This is a genomic window from Bacillus sp. 9.4, assembly GCF_055486415.1.
Map to the genome: position 1 here is coordinate 964,598 of NZ_JBVFMU010000001.1, position 23,115 is coordinate 987,712.

Annotated in this window: 19 protein-coding genes and 1 pseudogene; 2 read left to right on the top strand and 18 right to left on the bottom strand. The window is 44.3% G+C overall.

Annotated features, from left to right (window positions below):
* Window positions 1–17: 17 nt before the first annotated feature.
* From thrS to ACZ07B_RS05775, 9 genes are all read right to left on the bottom strand, one after another.
* On the bottom strand, window positions 18–1,949 hold the full coding sequence (gene thrS / locus ACZ07B_RS05735) for a threonine--tRNA ligase (RefSeq protein ID WP_464876993.1): 1,932 nt from the start codon (window positions 1,947–1,949) through the stop codon (window positions 18–20).
* A gap of 393 nt (window positions 1,950–2,342) precedes the next feature.
* Window positions 2,343–3,188, bottom strand: a complete 846-nt coding sequence (ytxC, locus tag ACZ07B_RS05740) for a putative sporulation protein YtxC (protein WP_326210197.1) — start codon at window positions 3,186–3,188, stop codon at window positions 2,343–2,345.
* Window positions 3,189–3,266: 78 nt separating this feature from the next.
* Entirely contained in the window at window positions 3,267–3,908 is a 642-nt protein-coding gene (locus ACZ07B_RS05745) for a TVP38/TMEM64 family protein (RefSeq protein WP_134156539.1), read from the bottom strand.
* Window positions 3,909–3,941: 33 nt separating this feature from the next.
* Window positions 3,942–4,877, bottom strand: coding sequence for a primosomal protein DnaI (gene dnaI / locus ACZ07B_RS05750; RefSeq protein WP_130572680.1), 936 nt, complete (start codon window positions 4,875–4,877; stop codon window positions 3,942–3,944).
* Between the two features lie 27 nt (window positions 4,878–4,904).
* Complete coding sequence (gene dnaB / locus ACZ07B_RS05755; protein WP_042974999.1) at window positions 4,905–6,323, bottom strand: replicative helicase loading/DNA remodeling protein DnaB; 1,419 nt, start codon at window positions 6,321–6,323, stop codon at window positions 4,905–4,907.
* Between the two features lie 114 nt (window positions 6,324–6,437).
* Entirely contained in the window at window positions 6,438–6,896 is a 459-nt protein-coding gene (gene nrdR, locus ACZ07B_RS05760) for a transcriptional regulator NrdR (protein WP_003223586.1), read from the bottom strand.
* Window positions 6,897–7,169: 273 nt separating this feature from the next.
* On the bottom strand, window positions 7,170–7,550 hold the full coding sequence (speD, locus tag ACZ07B_RS05765) for an adenosylmethionine decarboxylase (RefSeq protein ID WP_003223584.1): 381 nt from the start codon (window positions 7,548–7,550) through the stop codon (window positions 7,170–7,172).
* A 238-nt stretch (window positions 7,551–7,788) separates the two neighbouring features.
* Window positions 7,789–8,811 carry a glyceraldehyde-3-phosphate dehydrogenase gene (locus ACZ07B_RS05770; RefSeq protein WP_445603625.1) on the bottom strand — a complete coding sequence of 341 codons (1,023 nt, stop codon included), beginning with the start codon at window positions 8,809–8,811 and terminating at the stop codon, window positions 7,789–7,791.
* A 205-nt stretch (window positions 8,812–9,016) separates the two neighbouring features.
* Window positions 9,017–9,397 (bottom strand): winged helix-turn-helix transcriptional regulator, encoded by a 381-nt coding sequence (locus tag ACZ07B_RS05775; protein WP_003229458.1) that lies wholly within the window; start codon window positions 9,395–9,397, stop codon window positions 9,017–9,019.
* A 183-nt stretch (window positions 9,398–9,580) separates the two neighbouring features.
* Here ACZ07B_RS05775 and ACZ07B_RS05780 point away from each other — a divergent pair, with 183 nt between their 5' ends.
* Together ACZ07B_RS05780 and ytbE are read left to right on the top strand one after the other, a co-directional pair.
* Entirely contained in the window at window positions 9,581–10,771 is a 1,191-nt protein-coding gene (locus ACZ07B_RS05780; RefSeq protein ID WP_015483547.1) for an MFS transporter, read from the top strand.
* A gap of 23 nt (window positions 10,772–10,794) precedes the next feature.
* The gene (gene ytbE, locus ACZ07B_RS05785; protein ID WP_464876994.1) at window positions 10,795–11,637 is read left to right on the top strand and encodes an aldo/keto reductase YtbE; all 843 of its coding nucleotides are present in this window, start codon (window positions 10,795–10,797) and stop codon (window positions 11,635–11,637) included.
* A 41-nt stretch (window positions 11,638–11,678) separates the two neighbouring features.
* Here the strand turns inward: ytbE and coaE are convergent, their stop codons facing one another.
* From coaE to citZ, 9 genes and pseudogenes are all read right to left on the bottom strand, one after another.
* Window positions 11,679–12,272, bottom strand: coding sequence for a dephospho-CoA kinase (gene coaE, locus ACZ07B_RS05790; protein ID WP_064911657.1), 594 nt, complete (start codon window positions 12,270–12,272; stop codon window positions 11,679–11,681).
* 15 nt (window positions 12,273–12,287) lie between these two features.
* A pseudogene (ytaF, locus tag ACZ07B_RS05795) lies at window positions 12,288–12,938 on the bottom strand (sporulation membrane protein YtaF); the annotation flags it as partial.
* A gap of 148 nt (window positions 12,939–13,086) precedes the next feature.
* Window positions 13,087–13,917, bottom strand: coding sequence for a DNA-formamidopyrimidine glycosylase (mutM, locus tag ACZ07B_RS05800; protein ID WP_181217334.1), 831 nt, complete (start codon window positions 13,915–13,917; stop codon window positions 13,087–13,089).
* A 22-nt stretch (window positions 13,918–13,939) separates the two neighbouring features.
* Window positions 13,940–16,582, bottom strand: coding sequence for a DNA polymerase I (gene polA / locus ACZ07B_RS05805; protein ID WP_464876995.1), 2,643 nt, complete (start codon window positions 16,580–16,582; stop codon window positions 13,940–13,942).
* Between the two features lie 243 nt (window positions 16,583–16,825).
* Window positions 16,826–18,565, bottom strand: a complete 1,740-nt coding sequence (gene phoR, locus ACZ07B_RS05810; protein ID WP_046160730.1) for a sensory box histidine kinase PhoR — start codon at window positions 18,563–18,565, stop codon at window positions 16,826–16,828.
* Window positions 18,558–19,280, bottom strand: coding sequence for a two-component system response regulator PhoP (phoP, locus tag ACZ07B_RS05815; RefSeq protein ID WP_014477634.1), 723 nt, complete (start codon window positions 19,278–19,280; stop codon window positions 18,558–18,560). The genes phoR and phoP overlap by 8 nt, the downstream gene beginning before the upstream one ends.
* A 211-nt stretch (window positions 19,281–19,491) precedes the next feature.
* Window positions 19,492–20,430, bottom strand: a complete 939-nt coding sequence (gene mdh, locus ACZ07B_RS05820; protein ID WP_003237775.1) for a malate dehydrogenase — start codon at window positions 20,428–20,430, stop codon at window positions 19,492–19,494.
* Window positions 20,431–20,473: 43 nt separating this feature from the next.
* Window positions 20,474–21,745, bottom strand: a complete 1,272-nt coding sequence (gene icd, locus ACZ07B_RS05825) for an NADP-dependent isocitrate dehydrogenase (RefSeq protein WP_014477637.1) — start codon at window positions 21,743–21,745, stop codon at window positions 20,474–20,476.
* A gap of 164 nt (window positions 21,746–21,909) precedes the next feature.
* On the bottom strand, window positions 21,910–23,028 hold the full coding sequence (gene citZ / locus ACZ07B_RS05830) for a citrate synthase (protein WP_004398810.1): 1,119 nt from the start codon (window positions 23,026–23,028) through the stop codon (window positions 21,910–21,912).
* Between the last annotated feature and the right edge of the window lie 87 nt (window positions 23,029–23,115).

A 23,115-nucleotide genomic window follows, 5' to 3' on the forward strand; every position in this document is an offset into this window, starting at 1 on the left:
GATCATGCTTTTTTATTTTATTTTTTCGCTTCAGCTACTGCCTTTTTCACAAACTCATCAAGAGAAATCGTTTCAGAGTTCTGTTCTCCGTATTTACGCACGTTTACCGCGCTGTTTTCTGCTTCTTGGTCACCGACCACCAGCATGTACGGGATTTTTTGCATTTGCGCTTCACGGATTTTGTAGCCGATTTTTTCATCGCGGCTGTCGACTTCAACACGCAGACCTTCACGCTGCAGGCGTTCCTGCACTTTTTTCGCGTAGTCTAAATGCACAGCCGGAGAAACCGGGATGACTTGGAACTGAACCGGTGCAAGCCATGTTGGCAGCGCGCCTTTGTGTTCTTCGATTAAGAAGGCAACAAAGCGTTCCATTGTTGAAACGACACCTCTGTGAATCACAACCGGACGGTGCTGCTTGCCGTCCTCACCGATGTATGTCAGGTCGAAACGTTCCGGCAATAAGAAATCAAGCTGAACCGTAGACAGTGTTTCTTCTTTTCCGATCGCAGTTTTCACCTGAACATCAAGTTTAGGACCGTAGAATGCCGCTTCACCTTCTGCTTCGTAATAGTCGTGGCCGATTTCGTCCATTGCCTCTTTCAGCATGGATTGCGCTTTGTTCCACATTTCATCATCATCAAAATATTTCTCTGTATCTTCCGGATCGCGGTAAGACAGACGGAATGTGTAATCACTTAAACCGAAGTCTTCATATACATCCTGGATTAAACGGACTGTACGGATAAACTCATCCTTAATTTGATCCGGGCGCACAAAGATGTGTGCATCATTTAACGTCATCCCGCGTACCCGTTGAAGCCCTGACAGCGCACCTGACATTTCATAGCGGTGCATCGTTCCAAGCTCCGCAATACGAATCGGAAGCTCGCGGTAACTGTGAATGTCTTGTTTGTAAATCATCATATGGTGCGGGCAGTTCATCGGACGCAATACAAGTGTTTCATTGTCCATTTCCATCGGAGGGAACATGCCTTCCTGATAATGATCCCAGTGTCCTGATGTTTCATACAGCTCTTTGCTCCCAAGCACAGGTGTGTATACGTGCTCATAGCCGAGGCTGATTTCTTTATCGACAATGTAACGCTCGATGACGCGGCGGATTGTCGCGCCTTTTGGCAGCCAAAGCGGCAGGCCTTGTCCGACTTTTTGAGAGTTCGCAAACAGCTTTAATTCTTTGCCGAGCTTTCTGTGGTCGCGTTCTTTCGCTTCTTCTAGCATACGAAGATGCTCTTCAAGATCAGCTTTTTTGAAGAAAGCTGTACCATATACGCGCTGAAGCATTTGGTTTTTGCTGTCACCGCGCCAGTATGCGCCAGCAAGGCTTAACAACTTAAATTCTTTGATTTTTCCGGTTGAAGGAACATGGACGCCGCGGCACAGGTCAAAGAATTCGCCTTGCTCATAGATCGAAACGGTTTCTCCTTCAGGAATCGCATCCAATAGTTCAAGCTTCAGGTCGTCGCCGATTTCCGCAAAACGGGCTTTCGCTTCTTCACGGCTGACTTCTTTTCGAATGATCGGAAGGTTCGCATTAATGATTTTTTTCATTTCTTTCTCGATTTTCGGCAGATCCTCCGGTGTAATCGCTTCGTCCATTTCTACATCGTAGTAAAGCCCGTTTTCGATAACCGGACCGACGCCGAATTTAACATCCTTGTAGATGCGTTTAATCGCTTGAGCCAGCAAGTGAGCCGTACTGTGGCGCATAATTTGAAGACCTTCTTCTGAGCCTTCTGTAATGATTTCCACTGTACCGTCTTCATTGATCGGCGTTCTCAAATCGATTTCTTTTCCGTTCAGTTTTCCGGCTAATGATTTTTTCTTTAATCCCGGACTGATGGATGCCGCGATATCTTCTGTTGTTGTTCCTTTCGCAAACTCCTTGACTGCTCCATCAGGAAATGTGATTTTTACCATATCTGACATCTTTGTCACTCCTTTTTTTGCATATAAAAACCCCGCCCCCTATGAAAGGGACGAGGTTGAATAAACGGAATCGTGGTTCCACCCTTTTTTCCGCAAAGCCAATACGGCACCTGCGGCTCTAAGCTCTGTAACGGGAGTTCCCGTCAGCCATTACTGTTCCTTTTCAAGAGGTTCACAGCTGAAGTTCAAAGGCGGTAAAGCGAATGGTCCTTAGCTGGGAAGCTTGCAGCCAGGGCTTCCCTCTCTTTGAGCTGGTATCATTCCTTCGTGTCCTTATCAATACGTGTGTCTTTCTTAATCTCCTATGTATTATAAATTGTTCAATCCAAAAAATCAACACGATCGCGTTTCCTTTTTTAAACCGACAGCCTTATATAGACAGGCTGCCGGCCCTCATCCTTCCGAGTGCTTCACCGGTATTTCTGCATCTGTAAAAGCATGCAGCGGGAGCATTTCCACTCTCTCTTGAAATACGTTTTGAATGGTCCTTGCCATCATGTGCTCGGGATGGTCGGTATAAAGCACGACTTCATCAGGTGCAATAGAAATCAGCGGCGCGAGCAAATGAGAATCAATATACATAGGATGATCCCGGACAAATCTTCTGTCTATGTATTTCATTTTTTCCCGTTCCGGCACATAGCGCAGCTCCCATAATGTAAAGGAACCATCATGGACAATATGCACTTTTTTGATTCGCGGCTGTTTGGCGTTCACATAGTCTCTGAGTGTTTGAATAAAGTTTTGATATTCCTGTTCCATCTTATATTCATCAATCGCTGCTTCTGTAATATCTCTCAGCTGCTTATAGTATGATCCAAGTCGGAAGGTCTGAAAGGAGCGAATGTAAAATACTCCTTCCTCTAAACAGATCGTTTGAAGTTCATCCAAAATAGATTGTTTCCGTGAAAGCTTTAGCGGCTCAAACGGAAGATCGTCTGCTTCACCTTCAATAATACTGTGTGCGAGCTGAAGGATTTGCTGCTGTTCATCCTGATCCGTGAAACAATACGTTTCCTCAATCAATGACAGCATATGCTCGTCTTCTTTGCATTCCAAAAAAAATTTGACCAGAATCGGCTCCATAAAACGCTGAATAGGAAAAGCCGGATTCGCTTTTTCAATCCCGATTTTTCGTATGCCTTCACGGACAATGATATTGTTCCGATCGTCCGAATGCTGAATGAGATGTAAAAAAGCGGCTGCATCATGGTCATCTTCAAAGATTATTTCAAGCATGTTTGTCCCCCCTTACGGCATCTGTTACAAGTATATGGGGGATGTTTTTAAAATAGACGTAAAGGTCATTGGCAAATCTTAATTTGATTCCTGGAACAAGTTTTGCATTTTCTTTCTGAAGATAAATGGCAGCGAGATAAACACGATATATAGAGCGAGGACAAGTAAGAAAGCTGGCAGATTGCCAGTCAAAAAGCTTGCTCCCAGAACATTCAGCGCAATGGTCCCAGGGATGATTCCCACAGCCGTTGCCGCAAAATACGGCAGCGCTTTGACATTGGAAAGGCCTGCCGCATAGCTGACGAAATCAAAATTGATCGGCAGGATTCTCAAAAGAAAGATATAGAAAAATCCGTTATCTTCCATTTGCTTCTGTATGGCTTCAAGCCTTTCGTAATGCCCGTTCTTTTTCGCCGCAAACAAACCGGCCGCAAAAAACGAAACAGCTGAAGCGCACATCGAACCGAATAACGTATAAAGCGTGCCGAGAAGCGGGCCAAACGCAAGTCCGCCAGCTATTGAAATAACAGACACCGGAAATAAAACAAGTGGCCTGACGATGGATATCCCGATAAACATCAAAGGTGCAAAGACTCCGAACGACAATACCCATACCCTGATCTCTTTCGGCGATACATTCAAATATATTTTATTTCCCCAAAAGATTAAACCTGCACCTGCCAGCACTGCCAGCCATTTAAAAGCGGTTTTTCGATTCATACCCTCAGTTCCTTCCCCTTTGAACCGCAGCAGTTACTGATGGCGGCGGTTTTCTCCGTCAAGGCGGATCGGAGCAGCCAAATATAATATCCGCTCCATTAATCTTGCCGCTTTTACTTCTTCCTTTTCCCCCCTTTGCGAATACGTAAAATGATGCTTCAGCTCGTCAGGTGAGAAATTAGAAGAAAAGAAAGTAGGCAGCTGCTGGGACATTCTGTGCTGAAGCACCGTTCCGATGACTTCATCCCTTACCCAGCTTGTCATTGATTCTGCTCCGATGTCATCAAGCATCAATACGGGTGTGGTCTTTACCATATTGAGCTTCTCTTCCAATGTCTGGTCTTGCAGCGAATTCTTAAGCTCTCTCACAAATTCAGGCACATAGACAATCATGGAAGAATACTCTTTTTCCGCCAGCTCATTGGCAATCGCAGCGAGCATAAACGTTTTTCCTACCCCGAATTTCCCGTATAAATATAATCCTTTCCCTTTTCCCGTCTCATTATAGCTTTTCAGGAAGTCTGTAACATGCTGGAACATCGCGAGCCTGCTCGGGTCACTAATATCGACTTGCTGGAACGTCGCTCCGAGAAGATCCTGCTGGATATACATGCTTCTCATAAGAGACTTTTGTTTCTTCTGCTGGTCGAGCTTCCGTTTGACTGGACATTCATAATACTCGATATCAATAGACCGCCCATTGACAACAAGCTTCGGATGGTAGCCCTCCAACAAATTGTTGCAGTTTTCATCTTCCGAACAATAGGAGCAATTCTTGCTTTGTTCGATATATTCATAAAGCTTATTTAAGCTCTTTTCGATCATTTTTTGGTCAATCACTTCTTCGTTTTCCTTCAAAAATGCTTGAACATCTTGATCTTTCATGACTTTTTCCTTCATTTGTTCAAGACGTTTTTGGAAATCCGGCCTGCCGGTTACGCCCTGCAGGGAACGGCCGATTGGTTCCATCTATTCCTTCACCCCGCATCTCTGTCTTTAATAGGCAGAGTATTTTTTCAGTTTTTGCATTTCTTCCATCATCTTTTTCTTCTGTTCTTCCAAATCCTGCGGATGCAGCTTCTGCTGTCCGGATTCTGAATCGGACGCTGTTTCCTTTTCTGTCATCCAATCAGGAAGCTTTTCTTCACGAATCACTTTTTGGTTTCGTTTCGAAGACTTTGTTTTTCCTTCAGCCCATTCAAGGTACTGGCGGTTTTCTTCTATTGCGAGCTTCATCGCTTCCCTGACCGTTTTTACCTTTTTGCGTGCCCAATGCGAAGCGATTTTTTGGATATAGTTTTTGGACAGCTTCATGTCGGTTTTCAGCATGACATAATAAATTAACACATTTGTGACGCCTGGCTCGAGCTTCTGTTCGAACATAATTTCTTCTATGATCTTCAGATCAGCTTTTGACGGCTCTGTTCCGTCAGCAATGTCCTGCAGAAGCTTCTTCGGGGAAATCGCCTCCAGCAATGCGATCAGCTTCCCATCCAGAGAATCCTCTTCTGCCGGTTTTTCGCCTTCACGCAGATGCACCGGCTGTGTTTTTTCCACCAAATCGGGCAGCTGTCCGTTTCTTTCAATTTGATACCAGTCGCTCGCCGCTTTTCTTAAAGCCTCCGTCGTAATGACGTCACGCTCATCAATTGCGCTCATCACAACGTTTTGCATTTGCAAAGGGTCAATTCCGTACAGGTAAGAAAGCTTTTTGATTGTGTCCCGCACCTGCTGGGTCATCGCTTTTCTCGGAATCATCGTCTCAGAAAGTCCTGCTAAAAACAAATCAAAATCAAACACATCCTCCGTTATGGTGTAGGACGGAGCCTGTCCGACAGAAGTATACTCGGTCCCCTCGGCAAGCCTTACCGTTTCCTCCATATCGGATGTGAGCTTCCATTCACTCGGCTGCAGCGATTCAAACGCGTGATTAAACGGCCGCGTAATGTCCTTCGCATCTTCTGAAATGGCCGGGTGCGTAAAAAATTGTTTTAATTGCTGATATTTCGTTTTTCCGACTCTATTATACAGAAAAACATTCAGCATTCCGTCTTCAAAAAATTCATTTGGTCTGAGCGGCGGAAGGAGTTCATATATAAAGAGGCGCTCCTGCCGCTCGGATTCTTTCATATATACTTTCAGCAATCCGATGCCCTCGAGCTTCCCCTGTTCCTGATGGATCGTTTTTAAGTTGGACTGTGTCATCCCCATCAGCTGTCTATGTGTGGACTCTCCGCCCCACAGACGGTTTTGTTCAAGCTCTCCCCACAATGTCATATAAAGAGAGAATGCAACAGGGCCGATTAAGGGCTGGTACAGTTGTGTAATAATTTGTCTGTCAACATCCTGCAGCATCGATCTGCTTTTAACCACATACGGGTCTACAGGCAGTACATCTTTCCAATAGTCAGCCATACATTCTCAAACCTTCCGAATTTGTTTCTACCTTTCATTTTACACCGTTTCTTATATCTATCAAATGCCAATTTTGCACATGAGAAAAGAGCTAGAAGAATCCTCTTAGCTCTTTTAACGCTCTTTCTTTATTAAGTCTTTTAATTCATCGATAAAGACGTTTATATCTTTAAACTGCCGATAGACGGACGCGAACCGCACATATGCGACTTCGTCAATCTTAGCCAGCCGGTCCATGACCATTTCTCCGACGAGCTCACTCTTCACCTCGGAACAGCCTTGATTGCGAAGCTCTTTTTCAATATCAAAGCACATGTCTTCAAGCGTTTTGAGTGAAACAGGCCTTTTTTCACATGCTTTTATGAGGCCGCGCAGCATTTTTTCTCTGCTGAATTCCTCACGCACACCTTCTTTTTTCACGACGATGAGCGGGGTTTCCTCCACTTTCTCAAAGGTCGTAAACCGGTAGTGGCAGGATTCGCACTCGCGTCTTCGGCGAATCGACTTTCCGTCATCCACAGGCCGTGAATCAAGGACTCGTGTTCCGTTATGCTGGCATGAAGGACATTTCAATAAAATCAGCTCCCAACTATATCGTTCCCTGCAATGTATTTTCAGCAGCCTCCGCCTTTTAAAAATAGATGTGACAGCATCTGTCGGGAGAGCCGTTGTTAAATTTGTTTCTATAGCATTAGGTGGTTTGTGAAAATCTCTCTCTTATTTTACAAAAAAAATGAAAAAAGAAAAAGCTGACACTCTCGTTTCTTTATAAAAATAAAAGGAGCATAAGCTAAAAAGCGCATAATGGCTTTCTAGCTTCAGCTCCCTTTGTGTTCGCATTTTACTTTATAGTACTTTCGCTTGCGCCTGTTTAATTTGCACAGGCCCCATTCCTCTTGGTATTTCAATGTTTTCTCTTGTATCAGCATGTAATGCCTCTGCAATGTAATCAGCAGCGACATTAGGATCTAAGTCTCCACAAGTATAAACATCAATGCTCGCATATCCGTGCTCAGGAAAACTGTGAATCGTTAAGTGTGATTCAGAAATAATCACAACACCGCTTACGCCTTGCGGTGCAAATTTGTGAAATGCAACCTCGCGCACCTCAGCACCTGATTTTAGAGCAGCATTTACAAACGTTTTTTCAATAAAATCCATGTCATTCAGCTTATCAAAATCGCATCCCCATAGCTCGGAGATAACGTGACGCCCCATTGTTTCCATAGTCATGGACCCCCCTTAACAAGAATTAAAAAGTGAAATTCCAACAACTGGGTCGGCCATTTACCACGGGGGAAAGTTAGTCCGGAGAGGTCCTAACCCTTTAAGTAATTCCGAAACAGTCTCAAGCAAGAAGTTCACGAAAAATAGTATACTGTGTTTAAGTCTAATTTGCAAGGTGCGTTTTTTCAGAAATATGCTGTTAAGGGTTTTTTCTTTAAAATGTGTCCATGACCTTATTTTATACAGCAGACGGATGTTTCATTCGTGCCGCTACATGGCGGATCAGATCAACAACTCTGCAGGAGTAGCCCCATTCGTTGTCATACCACGCCAGCACCTTTACTTTTCTGTCTTCCATTACCATTGTTGTAAGCCCGTCAATGACCGCTGAATGCGGATTCGTATTATAATCAGTCGAAACGAGCGGTTCATCTGAGTAATCAAGTACACCGTACATCGACGTTTTGGCAGCGCGTTTAAATGCCTCGTTTACTTCTTCAGCCGTAACATCCGTTTTCAGATCAACAACGAGATCAACCAATGAGACGTTCGGAACAGGGACACGCAAGGCGAGGCCGTGAAGTTTTCCTTTCAGATGCGGCAGCACAAGTGAAAGCGCCTTTGCCGCTCCTGTTGTCGTCGGAATGATGGATTCACCGCAAGCCCGCGCCCGGCGCAAATCTTTGTGCGGGTTATCAATATTTTTTTGGTCATTCGTATACGCATGAACTGTAGTCATCAGACCGCTCTCAATGCCAAACTCTTCATCCAGCACTTTTACAACAGGCGCAAGGCAGTTTGTCGTGCATGACGCATTTGAAATAATGACGTGGCGCTCAGCGTCAAATTGGTCCTCATTTACGCCCATCACAATGGTAACGTCTTCATTTTTTCCCGGAGCGGTCAAAATCACTTTTTTTGCGCCTGCTTCTATATGGCCCATCGCTTTATCTTTAGCATTAAACTTCCCTGTTGCTTCGACGACTATGTCAATATCATATTCCCGCCAAGGCAGCCGTTTTGGATCACGGCTGTTTAACAAAAGCACTTTCTTTCCATTTACGATCAGGCTGTCTTCACCAGCCACAACCTCTTTGTCGTATCTGCCGTGAATTGTGTCATACTTTATTAAATGAGCCAGCGTTTCTGCGGAATAGCTGGCGTTAATGGCCACTACTTGAATTTGATCGTCTAACATCGCTTTTCTAAAAACCATTCTTCCGATTCTTCCAAACCCGTTGATCGCTACTTTTACCTTCATGTTGGACACCCCTTATCAATTATGCCATCCTAATTTGTTACTATCTAAAATTAGTATAACACATTAAAACAAATTCGCCAGTACATATTGATAAAAATCAACGATTATAACGCTAATTTATGATGCATCTTATGTTTTCTTGCACAGAATATCAGGCGTAAGAACCAAAAAGCAGCCAGCGCTCCGCACTGACTGCCCTCATGCTTTATGATTCCTGTTTTAACTTATCATTGAGCACACTTTCTTCTAGCACAGAAAATGTATCCCCGTACACTCTGTTAATATGATTCGCTCCCCAAGCACACAGCATATCTAAAATCCCTTCTAAGCTGCGGCCGTATTCGCTGAGCTCGTATTCCACTTTGGGAGGAACTTGATTATATACGATTCGGTTAATGACACCGTCCGCTTCCAGCTCGCGCAGCTGCTGAGTCAGCATTTTTTGCGTGATGTTGGGCATTAGGCGTTTTAATTCACTTGTGCGTTTTTTTCCGTGCGTCAGATGGCATAAAATGACGCATTTCCATTTTCCACCGATCACTTCAAGAGTCGCTTCAACAGAAATGTTATATTTTTTCTTCTCCATACAATCCATTCTCCTCACAGGCACCAAAAAGTGACTATAGCACTTCAAAGTACGTACTTTTATTTCTTAACGATATGTTTCATAATCACATTTGCCGGCTGATTTGAATCTGCTCTTTTTTATTTATATAGCTTACTCGGCAGAATTTCAATCATACAACACATCTTACAAAGGAGGAACATCATGACTTCAGCCAATAAAAGCAGTATTCCTGCACTACTGGCTTTGGCCGTAAGTGCATTCGCAATAGGGACAACTGAATTTATCAGTGTCGGCCTTTTGCCGCTCATTGCTGATGACCTGGATATTCCCGTCACGACAGCAGGATTGACTGTTTCCCTTTATGCGCTCGGCGTTACATTTGGGGCACCTATATTAACTTCATTGACCTCAAGCATGTCACGTAAGACACTATTGCTTTGGATCATGTTTATTTTTATTGCCGGTAATACGATGGCAGCAACCGCTTCAAGCATCGGGATTTTACTAGCAGCACGTGTGATATCGGCATTTTCGCACGGTGTGTTTATGTCGATCGGTTCGACAATCGCAGCGGATATTGTCCCGGAAGATAAAAGGGCTAGCGCGATTTCAATTATGTTTACTGGCCTCACTGTGGCAACTGTAACCGGAGTTCCTTTTGGGACATTTATCGGCCAGCAGTTCGGCTGGCGTTTCGCCTTTATGGTCATTATCGCCGTCGGAATCATTGCTTTCATTACAAATGGCATTCTTGTACCGTCCAAATTACGAAAAGGGACGAAAACAACGATGCGGGATCAATTGAAGCTTGTGACAAACAGCCGGTTATTGCTTTTATTTGTCATTACAGCGCTTGGATACGGAGGAACATTCGTTGTGTTCACGTATCTGTCTCCCCTGCTTCAGGAAGTAACAGGCTTCAAAGCCGGGACTGTTGCAGTGATTCTGCTCGGATACGGAATAGCTATTGCTATCGGCAATATGATTGGCGGAAAGCTGTCAAACCGAAATCCAATTGCCGCTTTATTCTATATGTTTATCGTACAGGCAATTGTTCTATTCGTACTGACATTTACAGCCCCGTATCAAGCAGCTGGGCTCATTACCATTCTCTGTATGGGATTGCTGGCCTTTATGAACGTGCCCGGCCTTCAGGTGTATGTCGTCATGCTGGCTGAGCGTTTTGTCCCGAGTGCAGTTGACGTCGCATCCGCGATGAATATCGCTGCCTTTAATGCAGGGATCGCGCTTGGGTCATACCTTGGCGGTGTGATCACCGATTCAATCGGATTGATTCATACCGCTTGGATAGGCGGATTAATGGTGGTCGGTGCAGTCATTTTAACAGGCTGGAGCCGCTTGATGGAAAAACGAGATCGGCAGGAAGCCTGACAATTTTAAAGGAGGAAATGAACATGACAACACATTTACAAACAAAAGCAACACTTCATAATGGGGTAGAAATGCCTTGGTTCGGCCTCGGCGTGTTCCAAGTGGAAGAAGGATCTGAACTGGTAAACGCAGTTAAAACTGCCATTGTTCACGGGTACCGCAGTATTGATACTGCAGCAATCTATGGAAATGAAGCTGGAGTCGGAGAAGGGATTCGGGAAGGCATTGAAGAAGCAGGCATTTCAAGAGAGGATCTGTTTATCACATCGAAAGTATGGAATGCGGATTTAGGCTACGAAGAAACACTCGCCGCTTTTGAAACAAGTCTGTCCAAACTCGGTCTGGATTATTTGGATCTATACCTCATCCACTGGCCTGTAGAAGGAAAGTATAAAGAAGCTTGGAGAGCGCTTGAAACGCTGTATAAAGAAGGCCGTATCAAAGCGATTGGCGTAAGCAACTTCCAAATTCACCATCTTGAAGATCTGATGACGGCAGCTGAAATTAAGCCTATGATTAACCAAGTGGAATTTCACCCGCGCCTCACACAAAAAGAGTTGATAAGATACTGCCAAAATCAGGGCATCCAGATGGAGGCTTGGTCACCTTTAATGCAGGGACAGCTGCTGGATCACCCTGTATTGGCTGACATCGCTCAAACATATAATAAATCTGTCGCACAAATTATTTTGCGCTGGGATCTGCAGCATGGCATCATTACGATTCCTAAATCAACGAAGGAACACCGCATTAAAGAAAATGCAAGCGTATTTGACTTTGAATTAACGCAGGATGACATGAACCGAATCGATGCACTGAATGAAAACTTGCGCGTCGGTCCTGATCCGGACAACTTTGATTTTTAATGGCAAAAAAACACCGTTCAATATGAACGGTGTTTTTTGTATTATGCCCAGCTGTTCATGATTTCATCAAGCTGCCTTTTGGTCTCTTCAAGCGTGCCGCTGTTATCAATGACTTGATCTGCTCTTGCTGTTTTTTCCTCTAAGGGCATTTGAGAGCGGATACGGCTGACTGCTTCTTCTTCCGTCAGCTGATTGCGCTTCATCAGACGTTCCAGTTGAAGCTCTTTTGTCACACTGACCACAATAATTTTATCAACCAATGATTCCAATTTGCTTTCGAACAATAGCGGGATATCCAATACAACAAATGCCTCCCGATTTGCAACGGCTTCATCCCGGCGCTTGAGCATTTCCTGCCTGACTGCGGGATGAACAATTGCATTTAAAGCGAGACGCTTTTGTTCATTTGTAAATACCAGCGCTCCAAGCTTTTTTCGATCTATATCGCCATTTGAGAGCAGTATGTCTTCACCGAATTCGTCAATGATTTGCCGGTAGGCCGGCATCCCTTTTTCTACCGCTTGTTTTGCAATGATATCTGCATCTATAACTGTTATTCCTTTTTCAATCAGCATATTGGCTACCGTGCTTTTGCCGCTAGCTATTCCTCCCGTTAAACCAATGACTAAGGTCAAGAGATCCACTCCTTTTTACAATTTCCAGAGCCCAATCGTGATTAATAGAAGCCCCGGCAAAAACGCCATTTTATCGATCCATTTCCACTTAGACAGAAAATGGCCGGCATTGATTCCAATTGATACAAACAGCGAGCTCATGATTGCCACGGCGATGCTCATCACAATCGGCGAAAAACCGAGAATGGCTGCGCCTATACCTGCTCCAAAGGCATCAATCGATAAGGCAAATCCCAATAAGACCGCCTCAATTCCGTTGATCACACCCGATTTGTCGATATCCGCACTCATGGGTTTTCTCAAAATATGAATCACAATCCCTAATGACCGAACCTCTAAATTAAGCAGCGTTTTTTCATGCAATAGGTATTCTTTATCTTTTGCCGGTTTGAAAAATTGATACAGAACCCACGCACCGATTCCAACCAATATCAAACCGCCAAGCTTCTCCGTCACATATACAGGAAAAAACTTCGTGAGAAAGCTTCCGATCAGCATGGATATAAACATGACAGCACCGGAACAGCAGGCGATAACCAAAATCGCTTTAAACGGTATTTTCATTTTTCTCAATCCGTACGTAAATCCGACTGAAAAACTGTCCAAGCTGACAGCCAACGCCAGCAGCAGTATAGAAACCATTTGCATATCCGTTTCTTCCTTTCTGTTGGTGCTCTTGTATCAGATGTGAAATGCCCGGGATTCATCACAATCATATATATGGGAAAGTGAAAAATCCGTGTTTCGAAAATGGCATCCTCCATTACAGAGTTACTGATATATGCACCGACAGCTTGGACGATGAAGCATTATGCTACTTTTTTTTCTGGCACTTTGCGCAAAAATGCGTGCCTCTTCCTCCAACGACAATTTTCGAAATCATCGTTCCGCAATTTTTGCATGGCTCGTCTTTTTTTCCGTAGACAAAATGCTGCAGCTGGAACATTCCGATTTCCCCTTGGGAGTTGATATATGAACGGACTGTGCTTCCGCCCGCATCAATCGCCTCCTGCAGAGTGTTTTTGATTTCAGAGTGAAGGGTTTTGATTGTTTTATCTGATAATTGATTTGCTTTTGTCTCGGGATGGACACCCGCTCTGAAAAGAGCCTCATCCACATAAATGTTCCCTAGTCCAACTACCGTTTTTTGATCCAGTAGGGCAGTTTTGACAGCGCGGTTTGTTTTCGCAAGCCGTTCTTTTAAATACGCACTCGTAAATTCTTCTGCATCCGGCTCCGGACCTAACTGAGAAAGCGGGAGCTCGCCCGCTTCTTCTCCCGGTTTAAATAAGTGCATGGTTCCAAATTTCCGCACATCCCTGTACCGAAGCTGGGTTCCATCCGTCATCGTGAATATGACATGCACATGTTTATCGTCAGGCTCCTCGGCTTGATGAAGACCGTATTTTCCTTCCATTCGAAGGTGAGAAACCATAATATAATGATCTAAATGAAACAGTAAAAACTTTCCTCGTCTTCCGATGGACTGTATCGTTTCTCCTGCTAGTTTTCGCGCAAATTCCTCCGGTTCGGCAGGCCGTTTGATGATATTCGGCCATCTGATCTCTACCGATTTGATTGTTTTTCCCTTTACAAGCCCGGTCAGAGTGCGCCGGACCGTCTCAACCTCTGGTAATTCCGGCACATCCATCACTTCCTATCTCTGTTTATTTCGCATCGTACCAAGATGGGCCTGATGCAAAGTCCACCTTTAACGGCACATCTAATGCAAGCGCATGCTCCATCACTTCAGGAACAAGCTTTTCAAGAATTTCAATTTCTTCCTTTGGCGCCTCAAAAATCAATTCATCGTGTACTTGAAGCAGAAGCCTTGCTTTCAACTTTTTTTCTTTCAGCTTGGCAGCCATGTCAATCATGGCTTTTTTGATAATATCAGCGGCGCTTCCTTGAATCGGCGTATTCATGGCCGTCCGCTCCGCAAAACTTCGGATATTAAAGTTCCGGCTCGTCAGCTCAGGGATGTAGCGGCGGCGATGCATAAGCGTTGTTACGTATCCTTTTTGCTTCGCTTCCTGTACTGAATCTTCCATGTACGCTTTTACGCCTTGGAAGCTTTCCAGATAGCGGTCGATAAATGCTCCCGCTTCCTTCCGGGTAATGCCGAGGTTCTGTGACAGACCGTAATCGCTGATCCCGTAAACAATGCCAAAGTTGACCGCTTTCGCCTGGCGTCTCATCGCAGATGTCACTTCATCCTTAGCGACATGGAACACATCCATTGCCGTTTTCGTGTGAATATCCATATCATTTGTAAAAGCTTCGATCAGATTTTCATCCTTTGAAATATGGGCAAGCACCCGCAGCTCGATTTGTGAATAATCGGCTGCAAAAATGAGCCAGTCTTTTTCAGACGGCACAAAAGCTTGGCGAATTTTCCGCCCTTCCTCAAGCCTGATCGGAATGTTTTGCAGGTTCGGATCAGTCGAGCTGAGACGGCCAGTTTGCGTTAAGGCCTGGTTAAATCGCGTGTGCACTTTATGCGAATCCGGTCTCGTCACCTTTAAAAGCCCTTCGATATATGTTGATTGAAGCTTGCCAATTTGTCTGTACTGTAAAATATAGTCGACAATATCATGCTTGTCAGCCAGCTTTTCAAGCACATCAGCAGACGTAGAATAGCCTGTTTTCGTTTTCTTTACGACAGGAAGACCGATCTTTTCAAATAAGATGACGCCTAGCTGCTTCGGAGAATTGATGTTAAACGGCTCTCCCGCAATCTCATGGATTTTTTCTTCATATTCCTTCAGCTTCGCACCCAGTTCTTCACCCATCCGTTTTAAACGGTCAACATCGACCTTGACGCCAGTTGATTCCATTTCGCCGAGAATAAGCGCAAGAGGCATTTCCAGCTCTTCAAACAGTTCAAGCTGGTCGTTGTTTTCCAGCTCCTGAACGAGCTTTTCCCGAAGGCTTTGAATCGCTAACGCTTTTCGGCCAAGGTGCTCAGACAGTACGTCTTCTGACGGCACTGCCCGTTTTGCTCCTTTTCCATAAACTGATTCATCACTTGAAACGATATGCAGGCCGTAATCCTTAGCCACACTCGCAACGTCGTCATATGAATTGCCCGGGTTGATGATATAAGCCGCAAGGAGCGTATCAAACTCGGCTCCTTTCAGCTCAATGCCCTGCCAGCGCAAAGCGACAACAGCCCGCTTGCTGTCGAAGACCCATTTCTTCTGCTCGTCATTTTCCACCCATTCTTTAAACACCTCAGACTCAACCGCAATGTCTTTCGGAATGAAATAAGCTCCCATTTCATTTACGATCGAAAATCCGAGAATCGGCTCTTCATGATAATTATCGCCAATCTGTTCAACGACAAATGCGGATGGAGAAACAAATAGATCGCTTGTCACGTCTGTGACTGTTTTGACATTAATGTCTTCCAACGATTGATCCTGTTCTGCTTCTGCACTGTCTTCTCCAAGCCGTTCAAGAAGCGTGTTGAAGCCAAGATCTTTAAAGATGGCAATGACCTGTTCACGATTAAAGCCTTGATATTCCAGGCCGGAAACAGATACCTCAATCGGAGCATCCGTCATAATTGTCGCAAGCTCCTTGCTCATCAATGCTTGATCCTTAAACTCCTCAAGCTTTTCCTTCAATTTCTTTCCGCTCACCTCGTCAATGGACTCCAGCAGCTTTTCAACGGAATCAAATTGTTTTAAAAGCTTAATCGCAGTCTTTTCTCCGACGCCGGGCACACCCGGGATATTATCTGAGGAATCGCCCATCAGACCCTTCATGTCAATGATTTGTTCAGGCGTAAGCCCGTATTTCTCTTTGACATGCTCCGGTGTGTAAAATTCAACATCGGTAATTCCCTTTCTCGTAATGGCAACTGTCGTTTTGTCCGTTGCCAGCTGGGTTAAATCCTTATCCCCTGAGAAAACCTTTACTTCAAATCCGTCTTTTTCAGCCGATTTGGCCAGTGTGCCGATAATATCATCCGCTTCATATTGTTCCAGTTCATAGCGGCTGATCTGGTAGGCATCCAGCAGCTCGCGGATAAACGGCATTTGTTCGGAAAGCTCAGGCGGGGTTTTCTGTCTGCCGCCTTTATATTCTTTAAATGTGCCGTGACGAAATGTTGTTTTCCCGGCATCAAACGCAACCAGCATGTGCGTCGGTTTTTCATCCTCAAGCATTTTCATCAAAATCATCGCAAAGCCGTATACAGCATTTGTATGAACACCTTTATCATTGCTTAACAGCGGCAATGCAAAAAACGCCCGGTAAGCCAGACTGTTTCCGTCTACAAGCACTAATTTTTTTCGTTCCGTCATTCAATTTCCTCCTAAGAAGCCTCAGGCTTCCATTCATCTCTTACATAGTCATTAGCTCCTCTTATTTTAACAAAGTTCAATTTGAAAGGAAAATACGTGAACTATAAGAGAAGACACAAAAAAGGACGGGAACACAAATAGGTTCCCGCCGTCAAAATTGGCTCCTTGGATGAAGGGGTTCTACTACATCCTACCAGCGTAGGTTTAACAGTGCATGAAGATATTGTTAAACCTTTGTAAACATTAGGCGGACTTTTCAGCGGCCCGTTTCAGCGTCACGGTAAAGACAGTTCCCCGTCCAGGCTCGCTTGTGACATCAATTTTCCCTTCATGAGCCTCTATTAAATGCTTGACAATCGCAAGGCCCAGCCCTGTTCCGCCCGAATTCCTGCTTCTGTCTTTATCTACGCGGTAAAAGCGTTCAAAGATGCGCGGAATTTCTTCTTTCTGAATTCCGATTCCAGAATCGGCAACCTCAATCTGAATGTCTTTTTCTCTGGGCTTTACATTGATAGCCACGGAGCCCCCCTCAGGCGTGTAGGTTAATGCATTGTTTACGAGATTAAGAAATACCTGTTTCAGCCTGTACGGGTCACCAGATACATATTGAGGGTCTTTCGGGACATTCAGTTGCAAGGAGATGCCTTTCTCATCCGCCTTATGCTTCAGAAGCGTTTCAATCTCACCAAGCATTTTGGCCGGCTCAAACGTTTCGATACTGAGCGTGAAATTTTGCTGCTCGATTTTTGAGAGATCGAGCAAATCCTGAACCAAAGACTGAAGCCTTTCGCTTTCCTTAAGAATAATAGAGAGAAATTCAGAAAGCGCCTCTTTGTCCTCCATCGCCCCATCCAATAACGTCTCCGTAAACCCTTTTATGGACGTAATCGGCGTTTTCAGCTCATGAGAAACATTGGCCACAAAATCCTTCCTCATCTGCTCTAATTTCTTTGTTTCCGTCATGTCGTGGAAAACAAGCACAATTCCTTTCCATTCATCGTCCGGCCCCATAATCGGAACGCCGTCCACTTCAAAATAACGCCGTTCTATTTTGATCGGAAGTCTTAACAGCTTGCATTTCTTTGTCTCCGTCATAAAAATGTCTTCGACAAGCTGGATCACTTCTTCATGTTCAAATGCATCGTGATAAAGACGGCGCAGCATATGATTCGGATTGATATGAAACTGCTTGGCGTAAGACCTGTTTACGAGATTAATAAAGCCTCTTCCGTCGATCATAATCAGCCCGGAGCCAATGTTTTCAATGACTGTCAGCAGCCGATCCCGCTGCATTTCCTGCGTTCGCGTCATTTCCATCAGATCAATGGCAAGGCTGTTCATCGCATGTCCTAGCTTATCAGAACGCCTAATATAGCCGCCGTACGTCCGTGCATCGTAGTTGCCCTTAGAGAGTTCTGTGGCTACATTTGTCGCTGACTCAATTGACCTTTTATAACGTGAGGTCATGCTGGAATAAAAATAAACAATGACGATAAATGCGGTACAAAGACTGGCCGTCAGCATCCCCCACAATTCGCCTTTTAAGCCGTCGCTTTTTTCAGAGGCGGAAAGCAGCACATATCCTGTTTTTTCACCTTCGCTTCTAAGTGAAAGTCCGTAATAAAGCTTGTTATCTGTTGTTGACAGAATACCCTCATGTCCAGAAACAAGCGCCTGCACCTTTTGGGAATCAGCCGCTCTCCCGTTTGACCCATACAGCACCTTGCCGTCTGTATCGATAACGGATGCGCTCACATCAAGCGCGCCGCCTGCATCTTTAATGATTTTCTCATTTGCTTGATCATTCAGATTGCCGGCATCAAGAAGCGAAGCCAAGTATTTTGCTTCTTTTTCAATGTGTTCCTCTGCTTTCCTTTGATCAGATGTTTCAAAAAGCTGCTGTAAAAACAGCCCGAGGACACAAAACACCAGAATCATACAGACAACGAATACAGAAAAAAGGCGCACACGGTATTTATTCATTCATTTTTGGCTCCTCCAGTTTATACCCCAATCCCCTAATCGTTTTAATGTAGATCGGTTTTTTGGTATTGTTTTCAATTTTGTCGCGAAGATGGCTGATGTGCACATCAACAATTCTCGTATCTCCGGCAAAATCATAATTCCAGACTGCGCTCAGCAGCAGGTCTCTTGTCAGAACTCTGCCTTTATGTCTGCCTAAATAGAGCAGCAGTTCGAATTCTTTCGGTGTCAGTTCAAGCTGACTTTCTTTAAAGTACGCTTCATAATGATCAGGCAGGATTTTCAGATCGCCAATTACGATCTGGCCTTCCATTTCATCATTCTTCATCTCACTAGAGGGCGCAGCCATTTCCGAACGCCTTAAAATCGCTTTTACTCTCGCATTTACTTCCCTTGGACTGAACGGCTTGGTCATATAATCATCAGCACCGAGCTCAAGCCCTAATACTTTGTCGAATTCCTCATCCTTCGCTGTCAGCATTAAAATGGGAAACATCAGTTTTTGCTGTCTCAGCTGCTTGCATACTTCGATTCCGTCCAATTTTGGAAGCATCACATCAAGCACAATCAAATCAGGCTTCTCTGTTTCCGCTTTTTTGAGTGCTTCTTCCCCATCCGAGGCGGTAATGACATCATAGCCTGACCGTTCCAAATTGTACTGTAAAAGAGTAACAATAGATTCTTCATCATCCACAACTAAAATTTTCTTGTTCATGCTGTGCCTCCAGTATTATAATTCCCCGACATCCTATTTCTCTATTTTATGTCATCTTAACATGTTTCATGATTTTATTTTAGCGAAAGCAGGACATTCCGACAATTCGCCTTTTACATCATTTTTAAAAGAAATAAAGACGTTTATGATAACGCTTTCATTTATAGTAAAAAGAGAAAGGCTGTATTGAGCAAGCCTTTCTCTCTTTTTATTAGGATAATACTTTCATGACATTTTTGACAGATTCAACTGATTTATTCAGCTGCGCTCTTTCATAGTCTGTCAGTTCAAGTTCAATGATTTGCTCAAGACCGTTGCCGCCTACAATTGTAGGAACACCAAGGTAGATGCCTTCATAGCCGTATTCCCCTTCAAGATAAGCAATTGTAGGAAGGACGCGGCGCTGATCTTTCAAGATCGCTTCGACCATTTCTGTCAGAGAAGCCGCAGGCGCATAATACGCGCTTCCGTTTCCAAGAAGATTCACGATTTCGCCTCCGCCTTTTCTAGTGCGCTCCACAATTGCGTCAATCCGTTCTTTCGGAATAAGAGTTTCAAGCGGGATACCGCCAGCATAAGAATAACGCACAAGCGGCACCATATCGTCACCGTGTCCGCCGAGTACGAAACCAGTCACATCTTTCACTGACAGGTTTAATTCCTCTGCCACAAATGTTCTGAATCTTGCCGTATCAAGCACACCGGACTGGCCGATTACACGCTCTTTAGGGAAGCCTGATTCTTTGTACACCGCGTATGTCATTGCATCAACAGGATTTGTCAGCACCACAATAATAGAGTCAGGAGAATATTTCACGATTTCCCGCGTAACGCTTCTCATAATCTTTTCGTTTGTAGAGACCAGATCATCTCTGCTCATACCAGGTTTTCTTGCGATACCGGCTGTAATGACAACAATGTCAGAGCCAGCTGTATCCTCGTAATTGGATGTTCCCGTAATTTTTGCGTCAAAGCCTTGAACCGGGCTTGCTTCAAGCATATCAAGCGCTTTTCCCTTTGTCGGGTTCTCCAATTGCGGAATGTCAACAAGAACAACGTCTGCCAGCTCTTTTTGAGCGATTAAAAATGCAGTTGTAGCTCCGGTAAAACCTGCTCCGATAACAGAAACTTTTTTACGAGTATTTCCCATGTCTCTCTTCTCCTTTATGGCTAGTTTTAGGCTTTTTCCTTGCTTAGTCCATGTTTTTGATCAGTTCTTCTCCGAACTCTGAACATTTCACTTCAGTCGCCCCGTCCATTAATCTAGCAAAATCGTAAGTTACGACTTTGGAAGCGATTGTTTTTTCCATAGATTTGATAACCAAATCAGCCGCTTCGTTCCATCCTAAATGCTCAAGAAGCAGAACGCCTGAAAGAATAACTGAAGATGGGTTTACTTTATCAAGGCCTGCATATTTAGGAGCCGTTCCGTGCGTCGCCTCGAAAATCGCATGTCCTGTTTCGTAGTTGATGTTCGCTCCAGGAGCAATGCCGATTCCGCCGACTTGCGCAGCAAGAGCATCAGAAATGTAATCTCCGTTCAAGTTCATTGTCGCAACGACATCAAACTCGTTTGGACGCGTTAAGATCTGCTGAAGGAAAATGTCAGCAATGCTGTCTTTGATAATGATTTTTCCTGCTGCTTCCGCTTCGCTTTGCGCTTTGTTGGCAGCGTCTTTTCCTTCTTCTTCAGCAATGCGGTCATATTGAGCCCATGTGAAGACTTTATCTCCGTATTCTTTTTCAGCAAGTTCATAGCCCCAGTTTTTGAAGGCGCCTTCGGTGAACTTCATGATGTTTCCTTTGTGAACAAGCGTTACAGATTTGCGGCCATGCTCGATCGCATAATCAATGGCAGCTCTGACCAAGCGGCTTGTTCCTTCTTCTGAAACAGGCTTAATGCCGATACCTGATGTCTCAGGGAAACGGATTTTGTTGACGTTTAACTCATTTTGAAGGAAGCTGATAAGCTTTTGCACTTCTTCAGAGCCTTTTGCATACTCGATGCCTGCGTAAATATCTTCTGTATTTTCACGGAAGATGACCATATCAGTATCTTCAGGGCGTTTTACCGGTGACGGCACTCCAGTAAAGTATCTTACAGGTCTTAAGCAGACGAATAGGTCAAGCTCTTGTCTGAGCGCTACGTTCAAAGAACGGATACCGCCGCCGACAGGTGTCGTTAACGGGCCTTTAATCGCGATGAAATATTCGCGGATCACATCTAATGTTTCAGCAGGGAGCCACTCACCTGTTTTATTATAAGCCTTTTCTCCGGCGTAAACTTCTTTCCATGTAATTTTCTTTTCGCCTTTGTATGCTTTTTCTACTGCTGCTTCCAAAACCTTCGAAGCCGCGTTCCAAATATCAGGACCGGTTCCGTCTCCTTCGATAAATGGGATAATCGGGTTGTTTGGTACGTTTAATACTCCGTTAGAGACTGTAATTTTTTCACCTTGTGCCACAATAAAAACCTCCCAGTATGTAATTCATATTTAGAAAACATTTTATTTTTCTTATATAGAAAATAAAATGATTTTTCCTAACATTCAATTTAAAGTGTAACCCAATTTTGATGTTCTGAACAAGAGGCTAACCTCATTGACGCAAGCCAGCCTCCAATGGTTCTTTAGGCTCTTTCTTCAATCGGAACGAATTTTTGTTTGTCAGGGCCTGTGTAATCTGCCCGCGGGCGGATCAGACGGTTGTTGTCATACTGCTCAAGAATATGAGCGAGCCAGCCGGACATTCTGCTTACAGCAAAAATCGGTGTAAACAAATCATGGTCAATACCGAGGCTGTGATATACAGAAGCCGAATAGAAATCAACGTTAGGCGGAAGCTTTTTCTCTGATGTGACGATGTCTTCTATACGAATCGACATCTCATACCATTTGCTTTCGCCTGTCAGGTTGGTCAGGCGCTTGCTCATTTCTTTCAGATGCTTCGCGCGCGGATCACCATGCTTATACACACGGTGGCCGAATCCCATGATTTTTTCTTTCTTTTCAAGTTTAGCGCGGATGTACGGCTCAGCGTTTTCCACTTCACCGATTTCTGTCAGCATTTTCATAACGCCTTCATTCGCTCCGCCGTGAAGAGGCCCTTTCAGCGCGCCGATTGCTGCAGTAATGCCTGAATAGATGTCAGAAAGTGTTGCGACGCAGACCCTCGCTGTGAACGTTGACGCGTTCAGCTCATGGTCAGCATGTAAAATCAATGCTTTGTTGAAGGCTTCAACTTCAATTGGTGAAGGCTCTTCACCGTTTAATGTGTAAAGAAAATTCTCCGCAATACCGTAATCTTCTCTCGGTTCAACAGGCTCAAGACCCTTGCGAATTCTGGAAAACGCTGCAACCAGGCCAGGCACCTTTGCCTGAAGGCGGATCGCCTTTCTGTAGTTGGCTTCCGGGTTCATGGTATCAGCCTCGCTGTCAAGCAGGCCTAGTAATGAAATTGCTGTCCGAAGAGCAGCCATGGGATGAACATTTTCGAGGGAATAAGATTTGAAGTGCTCAATAATTTCTTGCGGAACGGCAGCTTCCTTTGCAAGCTGCTGCTTTAACTCTTCAAGCTCTTTTTTGTTTGGCAGCCTTAGATGCCAAAGCAAGTAGATGATTTCTTCAAAACTTGCATTCTCTGTCAAATCATCGATATCATACCCCACATATGTAAGGGTATCATCAATAATAGAACTAACAGATGATGTTGTTGCTACAACCCCTTCAAGACCGCGTGTCGCTGTCATATATAACATCTCCTTTTCAATAAATTTCCCCTTTAAGAGTGTTGTAAAAACATGAGGCTTACTTAAAAAGCACGATGCAAGTATTTC

Excerpts from the sequence above, each read along its gene's own strand:
- thrS (WP_464876993.1), bottom strand. The coding sequence starts at position 1,949 with ATGTCAGATATGGTAAAAATCACATTTCCTGATGGAGCAGTCAAGGAG.
- ytxC (WP_326210197.1), bottom strand. The coding sequence starts at position 3,188 with ATGCTTGAAATAATCTTTGAAGATGACCATGATGCAGCCGCTTTTTTA.
- ACZ07B_RS05745 (WP_134156539.1), bottom strand. The coding sequence starts at position 3,908 with ATGAATCGAAAAACCGCTTTTAAATGGCTGGCAGTGCTGGCAGGTGCA.
- dnaI (WP_130572680.1), bottom strand. The coding sequence starts at position 4,877 with ATGGAACCAATCGGCCGTTCCCTGCAGGGCGTAACCGGCAGGCCGGAT.
- dnaB (WP_042974999.1), bottom strand. The coding sequence starts at position 6,323 with ATGGCTGACTATTGGAAAGATGTACTGCCTGTAGACCCGTATGTGGTT.
- speD (WP_003223584.1), bottom strand. The coding sequence starts at position 7,550 with ATGGAAACAATGGGGCGTCACGTTATCTCCGAGCTATGGGGATGCGAT.
- ACZ07B_RS05770 (WP_445603625.1), bottom strand. The coding sequence starts at position 8,811 with ATGAAGGTAAAAGTAGCGATCAACGGGTTTGGAAGAATCGGAAGAATG.
- ACZ07B_RS05775 (WP_003229458.1), bottom strand. The coding sequence starts at position 9,397 with ATGGAGAAGAAAAAATATAACATTTCTGTTGAAGCGACTCTTGAAGTG.
- ACZ07B_RS05780 (WP_015483547.1), top strand. The coding sequence starts at position 9,581 with ATGACTTCAGCCAATAAAAGCAGTATTCCTGCACTACTGGCTTTGGCC.
- ytbE (WP_464876994.1), top strand. The coding sequence starts at position 10,795 with ATGACAACACATTTACAAACAAAAGCAACACTTCATAATGGGGTAGAA.
- polA (WP_464876995.1), bottom strand. The coding sequence starts at position 16,582 with ATGACGGAACGAAAAAAATTAGTGCTTGTAGACGGAAACAGTCTGGCT.
- phoR (WP_046160730.1), bottom strand. The coding sequence starts at position 18,565 with ATGAATAAATACCGTGTGCGCCTTTTTTCTGTATTCGTTGTCTGTATG.
- phoP (WP_014477634.1), bottom strand. The coding sequence starts at position 19,280 with ATGAACAAGAAAATTTTAGTTGTGGATGATGAAGAATCTATTGTTACT.
- mdh (WP_003237775.1), bottom strand. The coding sequence starts at position 20,430 with ATGGGAAATACTCGTAAAAAAGTTTCTGTTATCGGAGCAGGTTTTACC.
- citZ (WP_004398810.1), bottom strand. The coding sequence starts at position 23,028 with ATGACAGCGACACGCGGTCTTGAAGGGGTTGTAGCAACAACATCATCT.